Genomic DNA, 20,283 nt, shown 5'->3' on the forward strand with positions numbered 1-20,283 from the left:
TGCTCCAATTGCAAAGCCTATAATACCAGCAAGACTACCAAGAACAATTAAAGCCAAAATACCGGCTGCGATAAACGCTAGAAATTGTTTCATCTTGTGCTTGCCTCCCTTCGATTTGATACTCTTATCTTAACTATTTTTTAAAATTCCCATAACGAGCTTAAGAACCGTTTTCCAATCAGACTTAAGACCTATTCCGGGTTAGACCCTCATTAAGATGTATGTAAATTAAAATAGAAATTCAGACTGTTCGTTTTATACAACATTCAAAAACACTAAAAAGATGGTTCCGATATGCTACCGAAACCACCTTTTTAGTGTTTGATTTTTATTAAGAATATCCATTTTATAAGATACAGTTCTTTCACTTATATTTTTTGATTTTAATGTGATGCCTCCTCTTTCTTCCGCTCCAAAAATGTAATTCTTTCAATCACAACCTCAGTTTTATACACCCTCTTCCCCTGTTCATTCTCATAGTTACTCGTATGAATACGACCTGTAATTCCAACTAACGACCCCTTTTGGCAATACTCTGATACATTCTCAGCTGATTTTCTCCAAACGACGCAATAAATATAGTCTGCTTGCTGCTCTCCTAGGCTATTTCGAAACCCTCTATTTACCGCAACACATATACGTGCATAGGCAATTCCTTGCTTTGTGTAGTGTAGTTCTGGATCTTTTGTCAACCTTCCAATTAATACAACTCGATTCATCATTTTTATACCACCTCACATTTTTTCTTTATTGTAGAAAAAAATAGAAGATAGGTAAAAAATGTAAAACGCTGCATTTCTAAAAAGAAATAAACACTTTGAATCTAATAAAATAAAAAAAGAAATTCTGCATGTTTCAAACATGCAAAATTTCTTAAAATGTTTACACTTCATTATTTCACTTAGACCTCACTGCAAGATATGTAATATCCTCCGCGAGCCATCCGTATGTCAACTTGATACAGTGTATTTTCTAAATAAAAAGTAATCGGTTTTACTTTACTTTTGAATTCTAGTTTTTCCTTAGATTCAGCAGCATATGCTTCAATAGCCATACAAATAATTTCAGTAGATGGATGAGTCAATGCGTCGTCTAATTCAATAAAAAAGCTCTTTCCTAATAGTTTTTTTAGTAGACTTTTCTTTTCTTTCATCATAACCGCTTCCCTCCTGCTATTCATTCATAATTTGCACCACTCTCATTATCCATATTATACCATTTAAAATAAACTCTTCCTGCACTACAAGCAACATTTACTTTGAATCTAAAAAAACATAAAAAAATCCTGCATGTTTCAAACATGCAGGATTTTTTCAATTAGTCATTTTTCGTAAAGTAAGATACAAAACGAAGAATTTCTAAGTACAACCATACTAATGTCATCATTAGACCCATTGCACTGTACCACTCCATATATTTTGGAGCTCCACTACGTGCACCATTTTCGATTAAATCAAAGTCTAGTAATAGATTTAATGCAGCTACTACAATTACAACTGCACTAATAATGATACCAATTGTCCCGCCTTGGTGAATATACGGAACAGTAACACCAAACATGTTTAATAGGAAAACGATTAAATACATAATCAAAATTCCAAACGTTGCAGCCATTACACCTGTGCGGAATTTATCTGTTACCTTCACAGCGCGAGTTGCGTATAAAACTAACATTGCAAATAAAATTGAAATTGTTAGTAATACAGCATTTAAAATAATAGAATTGTCAAAACGAAGCGCATATACTGCTGAAATACTTCCTAAAACAATCCCTTCAACTGCTGCATAAATAGGTGCCGTAACAGGCGCCATTTTCGGGAAGAATATAGCCGCAAATGCGATAATTGCAGCCACAATTAATGCTCCAATTAAAACCGGCATTTGCATTTTCCCAGTGTACATCTGTATGTATGAATAGACAGACGTTGCAAGAAGCAAGGCAAGCATAATAAATGTTTTGCCTACAGCTCCACCAATTGTCATCGCAGACGCACTTGCTCCTTGTTTACGAAAGGTTTCTTTTTTCAACATTGGATTAGATGTTCTCATTTTTTACCTCCTAAAATAGGTTCTACCAATAGTGTAAAGTTTTTCTCTTTACATTTCAATATATGCAGCTTGTTTTTATTTTAAACCTTCAACGATGTCAGATAGTTCACTCCAGCGTTCCATCGCCTTTTCTAACTCTTCTTCCGTTTGCTGCTGCGCTTCTGAAAGCTCTTGGGCCTTTGTAAAATCAGAACCTACATTTGCAAGTTCTTCTCCAATCGTTTCAAGTTTCTCTTCAAGCCCTGCAATCGTATCTTCAATCGTTTCCCATTCACGTTGTTCGTGATAGGAAAGTTTACGTTTACGTTGTTGTTTCGGGGCCTCTTCCACTAGCTTTTCTTTTTGCACTTCTGCTTTTTCTATTATTTCTTTTGTTTTTTGCATCTCTAAATAATCACTATAGCTTCCTAAAAACTCACTGACTTCTCCTCCGCCAGTAAAGATAAATAATTCATCTACTACTTTATCTAAGAAGTAGCGATCATGTGATACAGTCAGAACGACACCTGGGAAATCTTCTAAATAGTCTTCTAGTACTGTTAACGTTTGTGTATCGAGATCGTTGGTCGGCTCATCTAATAGAAGTACATTTGGCTCCCCCATTAAAAGGCGTAATAAATACAAACGTCTTCTTTCACCACCTGATAGTTTACCAAGTGGTGTTCCATGTGAATGCGGCGGGAATAAGAAACGCTCAAGCATTTGGGATACTCCAATGACTTTACCATCTGTTGTATGAATGACTTCTGCAATTTCTTTAATATATTCAATCATACGTTGATTTAAGTTCATATCTTCATTTTCTTGCGTATAATAAGCAACTTTCACAGTTTGGCCAACTTCAATTTCACCACTGTCAGGTAATAATTTGCCTGCAAGCATATTTAATAAAGATGATTTCCCGCTACCATTCGCCCCAATAATACCAATTCGATCGCCTGGTTTCACAATATGATTAAAATTATGTAATACTGTTTTCTCACCAAATCTCTTTGTTACATCTTTTAATTCAAGCACTTTCTTACCTAAACGACTCCCGCTCAGTGAAATATCGACAGATTGCTTCGCTGCTGGACCTTCTTGTTCTTTTAATTCTTCAAAACGCTGAATACGTGCTTTTTGTTTTGTTGAACGAGCTTTTGCGCCACGACGAATCCAAGCAAGCTCGCGGCGATATAAGTTTTGACGTTTTGATTCTTGCGCTAACTCTTGTTCCTCACGAAGTGCCTTTGCTTCTAAAAATGTACTATAGTTTCCTTCATAGCTATACAGATTTCCATTATCTAGTTCAAAAATGCGATTGGTAACACGGTCTAAGAAATAACGATCATGCGTTACAAGTAAAACAGCTCCTGTATAACGTGCCAAGTACTCTTCTAGCCATTCTACGGTTTCATGATCAAGATGGTTGGTTGGCTCATCTAATATTAATAAATCCGGCGTTTCAATAAAGCACTGCGCCATTGCAATACGTTTCTTTTGTCCACCAGATAAGTTCCCAACAGTTGCTGTGAAGTCCGTAATACCTAGCTTCGTTAAAAGTGATTTTGCATTCGCATTTGCTTCCCATGCATTCATCGCATCCATACGTTGCTGCACTGCAAATAGTTTCTCCTGCACTTTTTCATTACTTGGGTCTTTTTCTATATTTAATAGTGCTTGTTCGTATTCACGAAGAAGGCGAATAAGCGGTGTATCACCGTGGAACACTTGCTCAAGCACTGTTAAATTTTCATTAAAATCTGGTTGCTGGGATAAATAGCTAATTGTATAACCACGCGTATGCGTCATATCACCTGTATCAGGAATCTCTATTCCTGCAATAATTTTTAATAATGTAGATTTCCCTGTACCGTTTACACCAATAATCCCTGCACGTTGTCCCTCTGCAATACTAAATGATAATCCATCAAATAATGGTTTATCCCCATATGATTTTGATACGTTTTCTACTGTTAGCATTTTCATATTTGTGCATTCCACTCTTTCATAAATTGTTCGATAAAGTCTTCCATATAGTGATGACGAACTTCAGCCTCTTTTTTTGCAGCTTCTGTATTCATTAAATCTTTCAACTTCAAAAGCTTTTCATAAAAATGATTTAATGAGGGATCGTTATTTTTTCGATACTCTTCTTTCGTCATTACTTCACGGGGTGGAATATTCGGGTCATACATTAAACGACCTTTTGCACCGCCGTAAGCAAACGTACGAGCAATACCAATCGCACCAAGTGCATCTAATCGATCAGCATCTTGAACAATTTTTCCTTCTAAAGTTTCTATATTGCCACCATGTCCACCTTTATATGACATATTCGCAATAATATGGAGGATATGTTCCTTTTCTTCTTCCGCAACAGCTAATCCTTCTAACCAATCAGAAACCTTTTTCATACCAGCTTCTTCACTTTCATTTAACTTCTCATCTGCCACATCATGAAGTAAAGCTGCCATCTCAATTACAAAACGATTCCCACCTTCTTTTTCAGACAAAGAAATCGCTAATTTATGTACACGTTCAATATGGTACCAATCATGTCCACTGGCATCCTTTTCTAAAATATGTTTTACAAAATCAATTGTTTTTTGTATTTGTTCTCGTTTTTTCATTTATCTTCACCCAGTTTCTTATTGTAACACGCCTACATTTTTTCATCACATATTTTCTTGTCCGCCCATACACTATGTTGTATTGACTATCATGAGGGAGGAAATAAAATGTTCTATAATAATCAACATCCTTACCCGCAGCAACCATACTATCCTCAAAATCAAGAACAGCAATATCGAGAACAACAATTTGAAGACAACGAGCCACAACAACAGGAGTTTCAACATCAACAGCATTCATACTTAGCACAAAACACGCAAGAAGTTCAACACCACCAACATCCATACGTAGCGCAAGAAAATCAGTACCAACAAAACCCGTACTTAGCTCAGCAATTTCAAGAAACTCCATACAACGGAAACTCATACGCAGTTCAACATTTCCCTTATCAGCAACCACAAATGTATCAACCATACCAGGATCCGCGTGTTTCACCACCTGCACCAACATTAGATCCAACCCAACCACAAATCTTACCGCCAGGTCCTATTACATCTATTCCCACTGAACCAACACAACAACAAATCCAGCAAGTTGTTGGCACACAATTTTTACCTTTAAAGAAACCTGTGCTAGACTTCGTAAAACCATGGGTAGAGTACGGAATGCATGAAGCAAAACATACCTCTCACAAACATGCTATGACAGAGGTTGCTGCGATAATGTTTTTAGTTGGAAAAGGATTTAATCCGACAATTGCGCATTATATTGTAGAGTCTTGGGAGAAGAATGAGCAGTTTTAATAGCGTTCATATTGTAAAATATAAAAATCACAAAAGAGCCATAAATGCTTTTATAACAAGCATTTATGGCTCTTTTATTTTATAATACTTAGTTTTCCCTCCTCAAGGTCTAACCAAATATCTGGATCCTAATCTTTCTACTATAATTTGACGCTCATCACCTTTTAAACGGTTCACGCTTTCAAATACCCATCTCAAAGCAACTTCGCTCTTGCTCATACTCTAGTCTTTCAATAGCATCTTCAATCCTCTATACGAGGTCTTTTTCTTACACTGATTTTCCAACTTGGGGACATGCTAAAGGACTTTACATGTGTTAATCCTCTATTCGAGGTTAAAAGGATTATTTTGTTCAATCTTCTTTATTGAGATTACATCATCATTCTGAGAAATTTGTACACTAAAGATTAGAAAACCTATTTTGTCCCCAATACCGCCTTAAAATAGGTAAATACCAATGCAAGGAAAATATCTAAAGCATACAATAATACATATCCGAGTCTTAACAGAGAAGAGGTAAAACTTATGAATTATTTTTCTGGCGATCCACCTTTGCCATGCCCATACTTACCACCAAAAGTAAAATCACATTCATGCGGTTCTACAAGTTGCAAACATGATTTTAAAGTTAATTCTGATATTCATGCTCCCCAACAGTGTTTTATTGATACTCATTCACTTTTCAATAGTACATTCGTTTGGGAAGGTAGTGCAGAACAAACTGTTATTGAAGATGTTACTTGTAATCATAATAAAACATTACTAATATTAACATCTATGGATCCTGATGTATCAAGCGGTGACACAGCCCAAACTATTGAAGTAACTATTCAAACAAGAGGATGCAATAAACCAATTACAGCTGTCATCGCTCCATCTGCTATAAGGGCATTTCAAGTAGAGAATTTTAAAAAATTAGTTGTAAAAAGCCTTAGCGGTCCTGCAGCAGCAATTCAAATAATTATGCAAAAAACGTTTTGTATTTGTTGTGAGGAAAAAGAAGACTTCAATAGATTGTCCAAAAAATCAAACTTGTTTTCTAACCGTACTCAAATAAACGAGTGCTTTATTGGCACACACCAACTAAATAATATTTCAAATACATTACCAGCGGGTTCTACTCAGATCTTTTTTGAAGATTTCACTTGTAATCACAATAAGGCTTTATTAGAATTACGTTCTACTGCTCAGCAAGTAGCTGTATCAATTAAAACCAGAGATTGCAATACTCCAATTACAGTTATCGTTGACCCTTCCCCTAGCTTAGGCCTTTCAAGTAGACGTAGCATACAAGTAGAGAATTTAGAACGTTTAAGTATTACCAATTTAGGCTCAGGTTCTACTACTTTTATTTTAGCCGGTGTGAAAACGTTCTGTATTTGCTGTAATGATAAAGAGAATAACCAAAACTGCGAAGATTGTTGCAATATATGTGATTGTTGTGATAACAAGGAAAAATGTCATACTTGTAAGCTGTGTAACAAGTGTAGTTGTTCTTGTAACCAAACAAACTTATAAATGTATAACTGAATCGAAGGTTATCAATGCGAACCGTGCAGTTAGCTTTTGCTAGCTGCTCTTTTAATTTCCTCCAATTCACAAATAGGACATTCAGCTATGATACAACCAAACCCCATTTGCATTCCCTATTAATAGTAAGAAGAATAGGAGGTGTAAATAGAATGACTTGTACTGTAACAGGATTAATTCAGCCACTTTACTTAACCCTTATTTATAATATTTCATCTCGCACACTTATATCTTCTTCCGTTGATTGCGGAGAGTATGCTCTAGAAACAGAATTTGATTTTACTAGTAAGAATCTAGTTATTAGAGTACCATTTACTGGTCAAGGTACAGTTATATTCAGTGACAACTTCCAAGCAAGTTGTGTTACAACAAATATAACTCAACCTTAATCAAAGCTATTTATTTTTAGGGGAAAGTAGAATTGTAACATCTATTTTTTTTAGTAACGTACGAAGTTCTTACTAATGCTACTCACATTTACAATTCAAATAATATTTTTATTAAATTTCTCAACCACTCAAGTAATACAAATAATCTTGTATGGTTACATTAACTTTATCGCATATTTCCAATGGGAAATTATTAATCAATCCCATTGCTTGGCTGATATTTCCCCAGTTTCTAATATTGTAAAGTTTCTTAGAATTTTTTATTTTAGTTGCATCAACATTGCCTATACTAGAAATTATTCGTTTGAGTAATTGTTCTTCTCCTATCTCAAGCGAAAAGATTCCTACTGCCGTATCTAAGCTATAAAAGCACCCAAAAACTTTGTCCATCGATATTCTTACCAAAAGAGTAATTCATATATAATGAAATTATTCAATTACTAGGAGTGACTACATTAACTGATGATATATACTGCCTTATTTTTTAATTATTATAGGAATCGGTGCTTTATTTTCCTTGATAAGCGATTTACGAAAGCCTAAAAAAGATATTTGCGATTATATGTGAACCTTTAGTTCTAATAAGAGTTGCGTCATTATCAATACGTATTTTCATATGAAATACATAATAATGAGTGTTTCCCCTCAATAACGACTAAATATCCTGCTATTTGTTTTATAAAATATAGACACTATAAAAAATGCTGAATCGTTTTTCATAATATTAAGGGTGTGCTTTCCATGCAATTCAACTTGTTTACATAATAAAATTATCACTTTTAATAGATAGACGAGAAATAATCCCGTCTATCTATTAGATTAGAAAACTACTCGCATCTTGGAACTCCTAACACTAAAAATAACGCTGCTAAGTTTGCTGTGATTGGTATTTTTAACGTGATAATATCATCTACTTTTGTTACTAAGAAGAAAGCTCCGTTTTCTTCTAAAATACACGTCACTAACAATTGTAAGTCCATTAGAACCCCCCTTTCAGACGAGTTACTATTAATCTATGAATTTCTTATAAAAAAGTAATAGTACTTATATCTGTTTTTCTTTATATAAGGAAATTTAATTTATAATCTATCGAAAAAATAAAATTTTCTTACTTTGACAGAAAATATGTAATTTCTAATATATTCCTATATAATCAATAGAGAAAATCTTACAATTTGAGGTATAAAAATGGCGTTTGGGAGTAATATTAGTACAATTTCATTTTTAGTAGCTCTTATTCTACTAATCTTATGTATCATTTCATTCTTTAAGAAAAATGGGAAAGCAATGAAATATGGTAGACCTGCTGTTCTTTGCTTTATGATTTCGTTTTTAATTCACGCAACAACTACCACGGAAACAAAGCATCCTATTGTTAACTTTTTCGCTTATGTGTGTTTTATTTTATTTGTTTTCTTCCTTGTTTTAGCTATCTTATCTATCATAAAAAAAACAGGTATGGCAAAAAAACAATTTTTAATTACAGGTGGTTTACTTATAACTTTTGTTGTATTAGCTAATATCGCAACTCCTTCTACTGAAAAAGTAACAGCAAAAGATAAAAAAATTGCAGCTGAAAAAACAAATAAAAAAGATGCAGAAAAAGAAGAAGAACTCGAAAAGAAAGAAGCAGAAGAAAAGGCTCGTAAACTAGAAGAAGAACAAAAGCGACAAGCTGAGGCACAAGCTAAAAAACAACAAGAAGAGCAACAACGTCAGGCTGCGGCACAAGCCCAAAAGAAACAGGAAGAAGAAAAGCGTCAAGCTGCAGAACAAGCTCAAAAACAGCAAGAAGAGCAGCAACGTCAAGCTGCAGAACAGGCTCAAAAACAACAAGAAGAGCAAAAGCGTCAAGCTGAGGAACAAGCTCGTAAACAGCAAGAAGACCAAAAGCGTCAGGCTGAAGAACAAACTAAAAAGCAACAAGAACAACAAGCTGCTTCGCAAGCACAGCCTGCTGCTGAAAATAATAGTAATGTACAATATAAAAATTGCACAGAAGTAAAAAATGCAGGTAAAGCTCCTCTATATAGTGGACAACCTGGCTATAGCCGTAAACTAGACAGAGATGGCGATGGCGTTGCATGTGAAAGATAATATACATAAAAAAAGAAGCTCCTATTCGAGCTTCTTTTTTTACAATCCCTTCTCAATCTCCTTCTCCAACTCTTCCGGCTTCGTTTGAGGCGCAAAACGATCAATCACTTTCCCGTCACGCCCAATTAAGAACTTTGTAAAGTTCCACTTCACTGCCTTCATACCAAGTATGCCCGGTGCCTGCTCTGTCATATATGTATATAGCGGATGTGCGCTATCACCTTTCACATCAATTTTAGCGAACATCGGAAAGGATACACCGTAATTCAATTCACAAAAGCTTGTTATCTCCACTTCTGTACCTGGTTCTTGCCCTCCAAATTGATTACATGGGAAACCTAAGATTTCAAGCCCTTGTTCTTTATACTTTTCATAGATAGCTTGCAATCCTTTATATTGCGATGTAAATCCACATTTACTCGCGACATTTACAATGAGAAGAACTTTCCCCTCATACTCTCGTAACGATTTTTCTTCCCCTGTAATTGTTTTTGCAGAAAAATCATAAACTGTCATATTTACCTTCTCCTCTCTACTATTTCATACTTATTTTTATCATATATGTATTTAACTTCCCCGTCTAATGAGAGCGCTTTATTTTCGTTCGAAATTTCGACACAAACTACTAGACAAATAGCTTGGAAAGTTTTACAATTAAATTGTGAACAAAATGTGACAGTTTACCTTCTAAATTGTGACATTTTCAATTCCATTATAATGAAAAAAGGATGGTGTTGATAATGAAAACTGCACAACGGGAAATGATTTCAAATCGCGAGTTTTATTTCGTATTATACATGATGGTATTATTTGTTGCTGGATGGTTTATCGATGTAAATAGCCTATTTTTAAGCAAGTACTTTTCACTTGCAGGAATGATTTTCCTTCCACTAGTTGGTGGTATTGTCGGATTCTTTATTATGTCAATTAGTAAAGAACAAAGTAAATAACAACATTACATAAAGGCAGAAAACGATTTTTCGTTTTCTGTCTTTTATTTTATAATAAAAGAACATTAGACTATAAGGAGTGACTCATATGAAAAAAGTTGAACAATTATCCTCTCAGTTATATCTCATTGATGATTACGATTTACAACATAACGAGCGTACAGGTACATACGTCTTACTAGGTGATGATGTTACTTTAATCGAAACGTGTGCGGCTCCTTCTCTTCCGCACATTCTAAATGGTTTACAACAATTACATATTGACTTAGCAGATGTTAAAAACATCATTGTCACACATGTTCATCTTGATCATGCCGGTAGCGCCGGTTTAATGATGGAAGAGTGCCCAAATGCTACTCTATTCGTCCATTCACGTGGCGCACGTCATATGATTGATCCTACAAAATTAATCCAAGGTGCCAAAGCTGTATATGGCGATGCTTTTGATGAACTCTTCAATCCAATCCTTCCTATTCCAGAAAAACGCGTTCATATTGTACAAGATGGTGACATACTACAAATTTCAGAAAATCGAACGCTTACATTTTATGATACACCAGGGCATGCCAAACACCATATTAGTATCCATGATTCTTTAACAAATGGCATTTTCACAGGTGACACGATTGGTATTTATTATCGAGAACTCGCTGAACTTGGCGTTGAACTATATTTACCAACCACATCTCCATCACAGTTTCAACCAGACGCGATGATGGCATCAAAAGATCGCATTCGAAATATGAAAGTTGACTTGATCTACTTTGGGCATTACGGTGCATCCTCCCATGTTTCTGAAGTGTATACACAGCTTGAGTATTGGCTTCCTATCTTTGTTGAAGCGGGAAAACAAGTGTTTGAAAAAAATCAGGATTTTGAAATAGCAAGTCATGAATTGTATACTTTATTACTTGAAAAAGTCTCTGCTCATCTTTCACAGCAAGGCGTACCAGCAACTCATTCTATTTATGATGTGATAAAACTAGATATGGAAATCAGCGCGATGGGAATTATCGATTATCTTACAAAGCAAGAAAAGGACAAAACAACTACTAACTAAGTGAAAAAACACCCGAGGATATATGCTCTATTTCAAGCATATATCCTCTTTCTTTGAATATATTTTTTGAATAATACACATATACAAAAAGGAGGGAAACGATGAAAGAAATAATCAAATACTTATGTTTCACTTTATTCATTGTTATATTGCTATTTACAGGAGGGAAAATCCAATTTTATTTAGAGCAACAAGCTGAACTATCCTTTCATATGTATCCTCGAATATTTTTCTTTGTATTTTTTCCCTTTTGCATCGGTGGCGTACTGCGCTTCTGCCAGCTTATTCATCACAAGAAAAATCAACATGTATGGAAATTTCAACTAGCAAAATTTATAGGCCTTGTCGTTCCTTCAATATTGATTGGTTTTTCACCTCTGTTATACATTTCACCCCTCGGACACTTCTTTCCCTACTTAGCTACTATTACTATCCTTTTAAATACAACATTTTCCGTAATAATAAACATAATAGCTGGTTACTCCTTCTTAGATTGTTTCATAAAAAAAGAAAGCTAACATGATACGAGCCTCCCTCTCCTACCTTCTGGATGTGTATTTGTGGGAGTCTCGGATTTAACAAACAACGCAAAAGAGCCCAACAATCAATTTTTAAGTGTCGTTGGCTTTGGTAGGCTATTTATTGGTGTAATTCTTCTTGTGAGGGCTGCGTTGCGATACATGCGGTAAGAAAATTTAAATAGTAAATAGAAAGAAGAGCCTTTTTTATATACAACGGCTCTTCTTTTCATACTCTTAATTTATTTGTTGTACCTTTCCATTTACATACTCCATAAACTGATCCGCTTGTACAAATTCCTCTTTATACGCTTCAGGAACTTCTTCTACCGTTACATGTCCGCTTGATTTAATTTTCACTTGTACTTTCTCGTATGTCATTAGCGCTTCTATATACTGTTCATACTCTTTAGAAGTTAACACTTCTTTACTAGATTTATCCCCGTTCAATTTGTCAAAATACGGCTGTAGCGTCATTATTATTTTTTTCATTTCCTCTTTTTTTACTGTTGATACTTGATCATAATCGATGTTACCGTTAGCATCTCCATATGTAAGTTTTGCATTTGTAAGCTTTTTTAAATACTTTGTAAATTCTTCGTATTCCTTTTGTCCCATTTCTCCTTTTGCTTGTGATAGTTTCGCATCTAACTGCAAATACCCTTTAATTGTTGCGTTTCCTACATGTTTTTTCAAATTCTCAAACGAACCATAAATACCATCGGCCATAATAGATTGATATGCAAAACCAGTCGTTGGAATTAATAGTGCCGCTGCAAGTACTCCTGTAATCATACGTTTTTTCATCGTTTTCCCTCTGCTCTTTACTTTTACTTGAACCATTACTTTTTCTTTCAACTCAGGTGGCGGTACAATTCTCTTTGCTTCTTCTTGAATCGATTCCCTTACCCGATACTCTAAACTCATTTCATCTCTCCTACCTCTCCTAAAAAGATTTCTTCTACTTGCTCCTGCTGGCGTAGTTTCTTTAATGCTGCATGAATACGCGATTTAACCGTTCCAATGGGAATATGTAAAATATCCGCTACTTCTTCCTGCGAGTAATCGTGTAAATACCGTAAGATAATGACTTGCTTCAACTTGTAAGGTAATTTATGAATGAGTGCAATAAGCTTTTGATTTGAAATTTTATTCACAACATCACTAGAAAAATCGAGTTCAATTGGTTTCTTCTGTTCTTCTGCTTTCTTTACAATACGTAGACGCATCCATCTTTTTCTCCTATATGAATGAATTTGCCTGATTGCAAGCCCCATTAGCCATGGCCGAAAAGGTCTCTCTCGATTATATTTGCTAAGCGATTGATACAACTGTATATATATTTCCTGAACTACATCATCTACATCTGTTTTTTCTTCTATCAAGAAATGGGCTGTCCTATAGATATCTTGGATTGTTTTATCATACAGTTCACTGTATGCTTCTTGATTCCCTGATAAAATACGTTCAATGAGATCGCAATAGTCTATTTCGTCGTCCATTCATCATTCCTCCTTCGTCTTACACTATATATTGGCAAGTAAAGAACATTTCGTTCGTTTTTTTACATGGATTTTTATATAGATAAATAAATTAATTACTTCATAACCTTATCTTATAATTCACCATAACAATTATATAATTTTCCATTTTATGATAGATGATTACAATAATAGATAGAATCTATTTTAGGGGGATATGTGATGAAAGCTATTGTTGTAACTGAATTTGGTGGTCCCGATAAGTTGAAATATACAGAGGTACCTATACCGACTATTACAGAGGAGCAAATATTAATTCGTGTTATCGCAACAAGCGTCAACTTTTCCGATATTAAATCTCGCTATGGGAAAAAAGGTAATGGAAAACTACCATTTATCCCTGGTATCGATGCAACTGGAATTGTCGAACAAGTCGGTTCAGATGTTAAACATATTCGCGTAGGACAGCGGGTAATCGCCTTTCCTTCGAATGGATCTTATGCTGAGTATGTTGTCGCGAGTGAAAACCTTACGTTTGTGTTACCTGATGAAGTTGACTTCACAACCGCAGCTGCTTGTCCTGTTGTATCTTTTACGAGTTATAACTTGCTTGCGAATGTTGCTCGATTACAACAAGGTGAAACTGTTCTTGTTCATGCCGCTGCTGGTGGGGTTGGTACAACTGCAATTCAATTAGCAAAAATTTCAGGTGCTAGAAAGATTATCGGAACAGTCGGAACAGAGGAAAAAAGAAAAATTGTTTTAGAGGCTGGTGCTGACCACGTAATCTGTTATCAGAATGAAGATTTTGTAGAGAAAGTAAATGAATTTACTGATGGAGAAGGTGCAAATATCATTTTAGACTCCATTTCTGGTTCAGTATCAGAAAAAAGCTTAAAATGTCTCGCTTACTATGGGCGTCTTGTTCACTTTGGGAATGCCAGTGGTGAGATCGGCACATTCCAGACAAAAGATTTACATGCAAGTTGCCGCTCCATTCTTGGCTTTAGTTTTGGAACAACTCGCAAAGAGCAGCCTCACTTGCTCCATCATACCGCCGATCAAGTGTTTCAATATTTACGGAATGGTCGCCTGCAAATTAAAGTTGGTAAACGGTTTTCCTTGCAAGATGCAGGGAAAGCACATGAGTGGGTCGAAAGTAGACAAAGTACGGGGAAAATCATTTTGGATATGAAATAGAGGTGTTATATGTGGGATCACGGATTATGCACTTACTTATCGCTGATGGTATTGCAGAGAAATTATCCATTCAAGATCGAACATCTTTCCTACTCGGTGGAGTCGCTCCTGATGCAGTTTATTCAAAAATTGAAAAAGAAAAGTCCCATTTCTACGCTGGTACTACAAAAAACTATACGAGAAAAATCGATTATGATACATTTCTTCGTAAATATGGATCATTTATAGACTCCCCCTTTATTTTAGGCTATTATACACACCTTATCGCTGATGACAATTGGTTGAACGGATTTTTTCTTCCTTGGCTCCAAAATAGAATCGAGCATGACAAAACAATTCTATCCCTATATCATAACGATTTTAAATTATTGAATGCTAAACTATTACATCATTACGATAAAGAGCAGCAATTTCTTTCTATTCTTAATCAAAAAGCAAATATACCAAAGATCGAGGAAGTGACTGAAGAAAACGTTCTAACTTTCAAAAAATTTATCTTTGATGATATGCTGTATCCGGAGCAAGATTTACATGCAGACTTACAAGTGTTTACATTTAACCAAATCGTCGGTTATATAGAAACTGCTATTGAGAAAGGTTCCTTCTTTTTAAAAACTACTAGTGAACTACACATCACTTAACATTCTTACGTGTTGCTTGAAGTGGAGGACTTCTTTGGAATTAGATACTTCACCAATGAATGAAACTCTCAATTTATTAACTCTCTGCCAAAAATAAAAGACGTGACTGCTTTATACATGCAGGCACGTCTTTTTTATTCCACTATTAATGGAAACTTCACATTATCTAGGCTTTTTTTTCCCAGTAAACGCTGGTTTCTTTTTCTTTGGTGCTTTCGGTTTTGACTCTACAAAAGTACCTTTAAACATTTCTTGCTTTGTAAATTGAATGCCTAATTTTTTTGCAAACTGCAGTAGTTTACGCTCTTCTTGTGGTGTAACAAGAGAAACAACCGTTCCTTCTTTCCCCATACGTCCCGTGCGACCTGAACGATGAATATATTGATCTAATGTATCTGGTAATTCTAAATGAATTACGTGTGTTAGATCATCAATATCTAGTCCGCGTGCAGCGATATCAGTTGCAAGTAAAATTTCTAACTTTCCTTGACGGAATGCACGCATCGTCGCTTCACGCTCTTGTTTACTTGCTTCTGCATGAAGTGCTGAAGCCTTCATCTTACGATACCTTAACTTTTCAGCAATCTCATCTAAGCGATATGGATCATTTAAAAAGGCTACTGCTTTTACATTGCCAATATGCATAATTCTTCTTACGTAATCATTTTTTTCACGACGCTCACAAACGATATATGTGTGCTCCACTAAGCTTTTCGTTTCTGTACGTTTTACACGAACTACTTGTGGCTCTACTGCAAAATCACGCGCCACTTCTTCTGCGTCTTTTGTCATCGTTGCAGAGAAGAATACTAATTGACGATCGCGCATTGTAGCTTTAATAACATCATGCACAGCGTCAACCATTTTTTGTTTTACGATTTGATCAAACTCATCAAATACAATTGTTTTCACTTCATGCATTTTCAACTTTTTCATGCGGATTAATTCTAAAATACGTCCTGGTGAACCAACAATTACTTTTGGGTGTTTCTTTAACTTTTCCACTTGGCGCTTAATATCCGCGCCACCAATTAAAGAGGCTCCTGAAATATCTGTTCCTGCTGTAAACTTTTGAACCTCTTCATGAATTTGCATAACAAGTTCACGTGTTGGCGCCAGGATTACAACTTGTGGTTGTTTCACTTCAGGATTAATTTTATGTAAAAGTGGTAATAAGTACGCTAATGTTTTTCCTGTTCCAGTTGGAGATTCAGCTATAACGTCTTGTCCTTCTAAAATCGTTGGAATTGCTTGTTTTTGAATTTCAGTAAACTCTTTAAAACCAGCCTTCTCCCAAGCTTGTTGCAAAAATGGTTGCATATCTTTTATCATTTGTTTTTCTCCTTTATCTCTATTTTTGAAGAAAATGTTGTATTGCTCGCACCGTTTCTATCATGTGAGAAATAACAGCTATTAAATCATCAACATGGTCTTCTGTAATCGCTTTTTGAAATAGAACTTCTACCTTATTATGATATGAAATCGCTTGCTTATTATATTCGTATGAAATTTGTTGTGTAATCATTCGCTCTTTTCCCCAAATAGATTGCAGTAAATCTTCAATTTCTCGGCAATCTGTTTCTGGGTATTTCAGCAGAAATGTAAACCCTAGTTTCATTTCACATCCCGGTATAAACTGAGGTACTTCCAATATCTCACCTGACAAATTCTTCGCATCTACAGATAAGGAAAATGTCGCTTCTACTGCCGTTTCAAATGGCTCATTTAATTGAAATGAAATATTGTATATACGACTCAATGATGCAAGGTCCATCATATCTTTCCGATCTGTTACAAGAATATCCCCATGTAAATCAAAATCGTAGACAGCTCCTTCAACGATCACTTTTAAGTTATCAAAAGCAGTTGGATCAAACATAACTTCCTCCAAAAAACAGGCGCCTTTCGATGGAAAGGCGCCACTTGATGTATATATAGTTTACAGATAAATGAGATGAATTACAACCTTTTAGAATAAACCTACTGCTTTTCCATCTTCATTTACATCCATTTGAAGTGCAGCTGGTTGTTTTGGAAGACCTGGCATTGTTAACATTGTTCCTGTTAACGCTACAATAAATCCTGCACCGATAGATGGTTTCAGTTCACGAATTGTAACAATAAAGTCAGATGGTCGACCTAATTTTGTTGCATCATCAGAAAGAGAATATTGTGTTTTTGCCATACACACTGGTAGGTTACTCCAACCTTCTCCTGTAAATTGAGCCAATTGCTTACGTGCTTTCGGAGCAAATTCAATATCTTTTGCACCGTATACTTTTTGAGCAATTGTACGGATTTTTTCTTCTAATGGTAATTCTAAATCATAAAGTGGCGCGTACTTATTGTCACCTTTTTCGATTACTTTTAATACTTTCTCAGCGAGGTCTACACCGCCTTGGCCACCTTTTTCCCAAACTTCCGTTAAGGATACTTCGTAGCCACGCTCGTTACACCACTCTTGTAAGTATGCAACTTCTGCTTCTGTATCTGTAATGAATTTGTTAATTGCGATTACGAATGGAACACCGAACGTTTGAATTGTTTCAACGTGTTTTTGTAAGTTTTCCATTCCTTTTGCTAATGCATCTACATTTTCTTCTTTCAACTGATCTTTCGCTACACCGCCGTGCATTTTAAGCGCACGAATTGTTGCAACGATAACGACTGCTTCTGGTTTAATACCTGCTGCACGTGCTTTAATATCTAAAAATTTCTCAGCACCTAAGTCCGCGCCAAAACCAGATTCTGTAATGACATAATCACCTAATTTTGCTGCCATTGTTGTAGCGATAACGCTGTTACAACCGTGAGCAATATTAGCAAATGGTCCGCCGTGAATAATTGCTGGTGTATTTTCTAATGTTTGTACTAAGTTCGGCTTTAACGCATCTTTTAATAGAAGTGTTAATGCTCCCTCTACACCTAAATCTTTAACTGTTACAGGCTCGTTATCCATATTATAAGCAACTACAATGCGAGATAGACGTATCTTTAAGTCTTGAATATCTGTCGCAAGGCAAAATACAGCCATAATTTCAGATGCTACTGTAATATCAAAACCGTCTTCACGTGGTACACCTTGAACTGGTCCACCAAGACCAATTACTACATTACGAAGTGCACGGTCATTTAAATCGACACAGCGCTTCCATATGATCTTTCGTGTATCAATCTTAAGTACATTTCCTTGTTGAATATGGTTATCGATAAACGCTGCTAATGCGTTATTTGCAGTTGTAATGGCATGAATATCACCAGTAAAGTGAAGGTTAATATCTTCCATTGGTACTACTTGTGAATACCCTCCACCTGCTGCTCCACCTTTTAGTCCCATTGTTGGTCCAAGAGATGGTTCGCGAAGTGCAATAACTGCTTTTTTACCAATTTTATTAAAAGCTTGACCTAAACCAACTGTTACCGTTGATTTACCTTCTCCTGCTGGAGTTGGGTTAATCGCTGTTACTAAAACAACTTTTCCGTCCTTTTCAGTTTGTAAGCGCTTAAAAATATCAAGAGATAATTTTCCTTTATAATGACCATAAGGCTCTAGTTCTTCTTCTAAAATGTTTAACTCCGCTGCAACCTCTTGAATTTTCTTCATACTTGCTTCTTGTGCAATTTCAATATCGGATTTAACTGTTGTAGTAGTTGTCATATACCCTAGTCCCCCTTTAATTGGTTCTGCTGATATTGTATCAGTTTTTTGTATTTTCTGCACTTATTTCCCTCCTAAATTTTGCACATTTCTTCAAGTATTATTTTTTCAGCATAAATACCCACAAAAATGTTAATGCTTGCTGCAATTCTACTGATAATTGTCCGAGCATTTTTTCGCTTACTCCTCGTTTATATACTCCTATACCATCCACGATTTGAAATCCTTGCTCCTCTGCAAGCTTTTCAAATTCCCAAGGCATCATCGTATTACAAACAACATCTTTTCCATATAAGCGAGGATAGCTATTTTCACGTGGTTTTGCTGTTGGACCTAAAATCGCAACGCACGCATAGCCATCAGGACTCAAAACACGTTTTATCTCACTTAACGCCTCTAACGGCTGCTCTGTCCATTCTAATGAGTTCACTGCTAATATTGCTGGAAACTGTTCATTTTCAAAGGGCAATGAAGAAAGGTCTCCTTTTACAAATGACAGATTAGGCCCTTCTCCGCGCTCCTTTCCCTTTTGAATCATTTGCTCAGATAAATCTACACCACACGCTTTATATCCGGCTAGACTTAATTTATATGTACCATATCCATCGCCGCAGCCAACATCTAGAACTGCCACACCATTTTCTACATATTTTTTAAAAAATGGGATAATCGTACTACGACTTCCATGATCCCACATTTCCCTGCTATTTTGATTCCAAGATTCCGCATTATCATCCCATTTTTTTTCTGCTGATTTATGCCAATCGAACTTTGTCATATTTCCCCCTACTTTCACTTGTTTTCATTCATTCCATTTCTACATCATTTTCCTATATTCCTGTTTATTTTCATGGGGAGATGGACAAGATAGCAACAGACTTATGCATTCTCCAAATTTTGCTTTACTTGGATATAACTCATACTCATGTTCTCGTCTTTATGAAAGATAATAAAGATACACCCAATTGAAAGAGAGGGATGTACATGCAAAAAAAACGAACACATCATTTTAAAAGTGGTGAAAAAAACGAAGAATATGCAGCTGAAATCTCGCCAGGGCATCTTCCGATTCGACATAAACGTAAAGAAATCGCAAATGAAATAGAAGGTACAAACACTGGTACAGTTATCGGTTATGTAGCACTATTTCTTTCTTTATTCTCGATTGCATTTTATCCAGTTACCCTTGGTTCCCTTTCCATTTTAATCGGCTTACTGGCTGTTAACTTTGGAGCAAAAACACTTGGATATACGGCAATCGGATTTGGTAGCTTTTCTGTTTTATTTACATTATTGTATCCACTTGCTTTATCAGCATTATAAAACACACCAAGTATGAACTGCACCCCAATTG

The 20,283-nt window shown here is 35.6% G+C and carries 23 protein-coding genes and 2 pseudogenes; 10 read left to right on the forward strand and 15 right to left on the reverse strand.

Going from position 1 to position 20,283, the window contains the following annotated elements; translation table 11 throughout:
* The 6 genes and pseudogenes from CN373_RS24455 to CN373_RS24480 form a co-directional block, all read right to left on the reverse strand.
* A pseudogene (locus CN373_RS24455) lies at window positions 1-93 on the reverse strand (flagellar basal body rod protein); the annotation flags it as partial.
* A gap of 290 nt (window positions 94-383) precedes the next feature.
* The gene (locus CN373_RS24460) at window positions 384-722 is read right to left on the reverse strand and encodes a single-stranded DNA-binding protein (RefSeq protein ID WP_098360340.1); all 339 of its coding nucleotides are present in this window, start codon (window positions 720-722) and stop codon (window positions 384-386) included.
* A 179-nt stretch (window positions 723-901) separates the two neighbouring features.
* The gene (locus tag CN373_RS24465; protein ID WP_098360341.1) at window positions 902-1,156 is read right to left on the reverse strand and encodes a DUF4318 domain-containing protein; all 255 of its coding nucleotides are present in this window, start codon (window positions 1,154-1,156) and stop codon (window positions 902-904) included.
* Window positions 1,157-1,317: 161 nt separating this feature from the next.
* A complete protein-coding gene (locus tag CN373_RS24470) occupies window positions 1,318-2,049 on the reverse strand; it encodes a Bax inhibitor-1/YccA family protein (protein ID WP_098360342.1) in 732 nt (243 codons plus the stop codon).
* Between the two features lie 75 nt (window positions 2,050-2,124).
* On the reverse strand, window positions 2,125-4,017 hold the full coding sequence (locus tag CN373_RS24475; protein WP_098360343.1) for an ABC-F family ATP-binding cassette domain-containing protein: 1,893 nt from the start codon (window positions 4,015-4,017) through the stop codon (window positions 2,125-2,127).
* Window positions 4,014-4,661: an HD domain-containing protein gene (locus CN373_RS24480; RefSeq protein WP_000745501.1), complete on the reverse strand. Its 648-nt coding sequence runs from the start codon at window positions 4,659-4,661 to the stop codon at window positions 4,014-4,016. Before CN373_RS24480 ends, CN373_RS24475 begins: the two co-directional genes overlap by 4 nt.
* A gap of 108 nt (window positions 4,662-4,769) precedes the next feature.
* Here CN373_RS24480 and CN373_RS24490 point away from each other — a divergent pair, with 108 nt between their 5' ends.
* The 3 genes from CN373_RS24490 to CN373_RS24500 all read left to right on the forward strand — a co-directional run bounded on the left by CN373_RS24490 (window position 4,770) and on the right by CN373_RS24500 (window position 7,324).
* Window positions 4,770-5,405 (forward strand): hypothetical protein, encoded by a 636-nt coding sequence (locus tag CN373_RS24490; RefSeq protein WP_098360344.1) that lies wholly within the window; start codon window positions 4,770-4,772, stop codon window positions 5,403-5,405.
* Between the two features lie 525 nt (window positions 5,406-5,930).
* Window positions 5,931-6,923 (forward strand): hypothetical protein, encoded by a 993-nt coding sequence (locus tag CN373_RS24495; protein ID WP_098360345.1) that lies wholly within the window; start codon window positions 5,931-5,933, stop codon window positions 6,921-6,923.
* Between the two features lie 164 nt (window positions 6,924-7,087).
* Complete coding sequence (locus CN373_RS24500) at window positions 7,088-7,324, forward strand: hypothetical protein (RefSeq protein WP_000128524.1); 237 nt, start codon at window positions 7,088-7,090, stop codon at window positions 7,322-7,324.
* Window positions 7,325-7,468: 144 nt separating this feature from the next.
* Here the strand turns inward: CN373_RS24500 and CN373_RS24505 are convergent.
* Both CN373_RS24505 and CN373_RS24510 read right to left on the reverse strand, forming a co-directional pair.
* Window positions 7,469-7,687: pseudogene (locus CN373_RS24505) on the reverse strand (DnaB-like helicase C-terminal domain-containing protein); the annotation flags it as partial.
* Between the two features lie 464 nt (window positions 7,688-8,151).
* Window positions 8,152-8,304: a hypothetical protein gene (locus tag CN373_RS24510; protein WP_000365672.1), complete on the reverse strand. Its 153-nt coding sequence runs from the start codon at window positions 8,302-8,304 to the stop codon at window positions 8,152-8,154.
* Between the two features lie 208 nt (window positions 8,305-8,512).
* On the opposite strand from CN373_RS24510, the gene CN373_RS24515 reads away from it, so the two are divergent.
* Window positions 8,513-9,421: an excalibur calcium-binding domain-containing protein gene (locus CN373_RS24515; protein ID WP_098360346.1), complete on the forward strand. Its 909-nt coding sequence runs from the start codon at window positions 8,513-8,515 to the stop codon at window positions 9,419-9,421.
* Window positions 9,422-9,460: 39 nt separating this feature from the next.
* Here CN373_RS24515 and CN373_RS24520 read toward each other — a convergent pair whose 3' ends face one another.
* Complete coding sequence (locus CN373_RS24520) at window positions 9,461-9,937, reverse strand: glutathione peroxidase (RefSeq protein WP_098360347.1); 477 nt, start codon at window positions 9,935-9,937, stop codon at window positions 9,461-9,463.
* A 224-nt stretch (window positions 9,938-10,161) separates the two neighbouring features.
* On the opposite strand from CN373_RS24520, the gene CN373_RS24525 reads away from it, so the two are divergent.
* From CN373_RS24525 to CN373_RS24535, 3 genes are all read left to right on the forward strand, one after another.
* Complete coding sequence (locus CN373_RS24525; RefSeq protein WP_098360348.1) at window positions 10,162-10,371, forward strand: DUF3925 family protein; 210 nt, start codon at window positions 10,162-10,164, stop codon at window positions 10,369-10,371.
* Between the two features lie 88 nt (window positions 10,372-10,459).
* Complete coding sequence (locus CN373_RS24530; protein ID WP_000755014.1) at window positions 10,460-11,431, forward strand: MBL fold metallo-hydrolase; 972 nt, start codon at window positions 10,460-10,462, stop codon at window positions 11,429-11,431.
* Window positions 11,432-11,532: 101 nt separating this feature from the next.
* Entirely contained in the window at window positions 11,533-11,949 is a 417-nt protein-coding gene (locus CN373_RS24535; protein ID WP_098360349.1) for a hypothetical protein, read from the forward strand.
* Between the two features lie 237 nt (window positions 11,950-12,186).
* Here CN373_RS24535 and CN373_RS24540 read toward each other — a convergent pair whose 3' ends face one another.
* Window positions 12,187-12,876: a DUF3600 domain-containing protein gene (locus tag CN373_RS24540; RefSeq protein WP_098360350.1), complete on the reverse strand. Its 690-nt coding sequence runs from the start codon at window positions 12,874-12,876 to the stop codon at window positions 12,187-12,189.
* Window positions 12,873-13,451 carry a sigma-70 family RNA polymerase sigma factor gene (locus CN373_RS24545; RefSeq protein ID WP_098360351.1) on the reverse strand — a complete coding sequence of 193 codons (579 nt, stop codon included), beginning with the start codon at window positions 13,449-13,451 and terminating at the stop codon, window positions 12,873-12,875. Before CN373_RS24545 ends, CN373_RS24540 begins: the two co-directional genes overlap by 4 nt.
* A 201-nt stretch (window positions 13,452-13,652) precedes the next feature.
* Here CN373_RS24545 and CN373_RS24550 point away from each other — a divergent pair, with 201 nt between their 5' ends.
* Together CN373_RS24550 and CN373_RS24555 are read left to right on the forward strand one after the other, a co-directional pair.
* Window positions 13,653-14,630: a quinone oxidoreductase family protein gene (locus CN373_RS24550; protein WP_098360352.1), complete on the forward strand. Its 978-nt coding sequence runs from the start codon at window positions 13,653-13,655 to the stop codon at window positions 14,628-14,630.
* A gap of 11 nt (window positions 14,631-14,641) precedes the next feature.
* On the forward strand, window positions 14,642-15,271 hold the full coding sequence (locus CN373_RS24555) for a zinc dependent phospholipase C family protein (RefSeq protein WP_098360353.1): 630 nt from the start codon (window positions 14,642-14,644) through the stop codon (window positions 15,269-15,271).
* A 162-nt stretch (window positions 15,272-15,433) separates the two neighbouring features.
* Here the strand turns inward: CN373_RS24555 and CN373_RS24560 are convergent, their stop codons facing one another.
* The 4 genes from CN373_RS24560 to CN373_RS24575 form a co-directional block, all read right to left on the reverse strand.
* Entirely contained in the window at window positions 15,434-16,603 is a 1,170-nt protein-coding gene (locus tag CN373_RS24560; RefSeq protein ID WP_098360354.1) for a DEAD/DEAH box helicase, read from the reverse strand.
* 19 nt (window positions 16,604-16,622) lie between these two features.
* Entirely contained in the window at window positions 16,623-17,150 is a 528-nt protein-coding gene (locus CN373_RS24565) for a hypothetical protein (protein ID WP_000460228.1), read from the reverse strand.
* Between the two features lie 90 nt (window positions 17,151-17,240).
* Window positions 17,241-18,929: a formate--tetrahydrofolate ligase gene (locus CN373_RS24570; protein WP_098360355.1), complete on the reverse strand. Its 1,689-nt coding sequence runs from the start codon at window positions 18,927-18,929 to the stop codon at window positions 17,241-17,243.
* A gap of 100 nt (window positions 18,930-19,029) precedes the next feature.
* On the reverse strand, window positions 19,030-19,707 hold the full coding sequence (locus tag CN373_RS24575; RefSeq protein WP_000159932.1) for a class I SAM-dependent methyltransferase: 678 nt from the start codon (window positions 19,705-19,707) through the stop codon (window positions 19,030-19,032).
* A gap of 206 nt (window positions 19,708-19,913) precedes the next feature.
* On the opposite strand from CN373_RS24575, the gene CN373_RS24580 reads away from it, so the two are divergent.
* Entirely contained in the window at window positions 19,914-20,252 is a 339-nt protein-coding gene (locus CN373_RS24580) for a hypothetical protein (RefSeq protein ID WP_001170115.1), read from the forward strand.
* Window positions 20,253-20,283 lie beyond the last annotated feature (31 nt).

It is taken from the genome of Bacillus cereus (assembly GCF_002561295.1).
Taxonomy (GTDB): domain Bacteria; phylum Bacillota; class Bacilli; order Bacillales; family Bacillaceae_G; genus Bacillus_A; species Bacillus_A cereus_S.

What these genes read in the sequence shown, in the direction of transcription:
- CN373_RS24510 (WP_000365672.1), bottom strand. Translation starts at nt 8,304, where the DNA reads ATGGACTTACAATTGTTAGTGACGTGTATTTTAGAAGAAAACGGAGCT.
- CN373_RS24480 (WP_000745501.1), bottom strand. Translation starts at nt 4,661, where the DNA reads ATGAAAAAACGAGAACAAATACAAAAAACAATTGATTTTGTAAAACAT.
- CN373_RS24490 (WP_098360344.1), top strand. Translation starts at nt 4,770, where the DNA reads ATGTTCTATAATAATCAACATCCTTACCCGCAGCAACCATACTATCCT.
- CN373_RS24515 (WP_098360346.1), top strand. Translation starts at nt 8,513, where the DNA reads ATGGCGTTTGGGAGTAATATTAGTACAATTTCATTTTTAGTAGCTCTT.
- CN373_RS24525 (WP_098360348.1), top strand. Translation starts at nt 10,162, where the DNA reads ATGAAAACTGCACAACGGGAAATGATTTCAAATCGCGAGTTTTATTTC.
- CN373_RS24500 (WP_000128524.1), top strand. Translation starts at nt 7,088, where the DNA reads ATGACTTGTACTGTAACAGGATTAATTCAGCCACTTTACTTAACCCTT.
- CN373_RS24570 (WP_098360355.1), bottom strand. Translation starts at nt 18,929, where the DNA reads ATGACAACTACTACAACAGTTAAATCCGATATTGAAATTGCACAAGAA.
- CN373_RS24520 (WP_098360347.1), bottom strand. Translation starts at nt 9,937, where the DNA reads ATGACAGTTTATGATTTTTCTGCAAAAACAATTACAGGGGAAGAAAAA.
- CN373_RS24545 (WP_098360351.1), bottom strand. Translation starts at nt 13,451, where the DNA reads ATGGACGACGAAATAGACTATTGCGATCTCATTGAACGTATTTTATCA.
- CN373_RS24495 (WP_098360345.1), top strand. Translation starts at nt 5,931, where the DNA reads ATGAATTATTTTTCTGGCGATCCACCTTTGCCATGCCCATACTTACCA.
- CN373_RS24565 (WP_000460228.1), bottom strand. Translation starts at nt 17,150, where the DNA reads ATGTTTGATCCAACTGCTTTTGATAACTTAAAAGTGATCGTTGAAGGA.
- CN373_RS24575 (WP_000159932.1), bottom strand. Translation starts at nt 19,707, where the DNA reads ATGACAAAGTTCGATTGGCATAAATCAGCAGAAAAAAAATGGGATGAT.
- CN373_RS24530 (WP_000755014.1), top strand. Translation starts at nt 10,460, where the DNA reads ATGAAAAAAGTTGAACAATTATCCTCTCAGTTATATCTCATTGATGAT.
- CN373_RS24580 (WP_001170115.1), top strand. Translation starts at nt 19,914, where the DNA reads ATGCAAAAAAAACGAACACATCATTTTAAAAGTGGTGAAAAAAACGAA.
- CN373_RS24460 (WP_098360340.1), bottom strand. Translation starts at nt 722, where the DNA reads ATGATGAATCGAGTTGTATTAATTGGAAGGTTGACAAAAGATCCAGAA.
- CN373_RS24465 (WP_098360341.1), bottom strand. Translation starts at nt 1,156, where the DNA reads ATGATGAAAGAAAAGAAAAGTCTACTAAAAAAACTATTAGGAAAGAGC.
- CN373_RS24475 (WP_098360343.1), bottom strand. Translation starts at nt 4,017, where the DNA reads ATGAAAATGCTAACAGTAGAAAACGTATCAAAATCATATGGGGATAAA.
- CN373_RS24560 (WP_098360354.1), bottom strand. Translation starts at nt 16,603, where the DNA reads ATGATAAAAGATATGCAACCATTTTTGCAACAAGCTTGGGAGAAGGCT.
- CN373_RS24550 (WP_098360352.1), top strand. Translation starts at nt 13,653, where the DNA reads ATGAAAGCTATTGTTGTAACTGAATTTGGTGGTCCCGATAAGTTGAAA.
- CN373_RS24540 (WP_098360350.1), bottom strand. Translation starts at nt 12,876, where the DNA reads ATGAGTTTAGAGTATCGGGTAAGGGAATCGATTCAAGAAGAAGCAAAG.
- CN373_RS24535 (WP_098360349.1), top strand. Translation starts at nt 11,533, where the DNA reads ATGAAAGAAATAATCAAATACTTATGTTTCACTTTATTCATTGTTATA.
- CN373_RS24470 (WP_098360342.1), bottom strand. Translation starts at nt 2,049, where the DNA reads ATGAGAACATCTAATCCAATGTTGAAAAAAGAAACCTTTCGTAAACAA.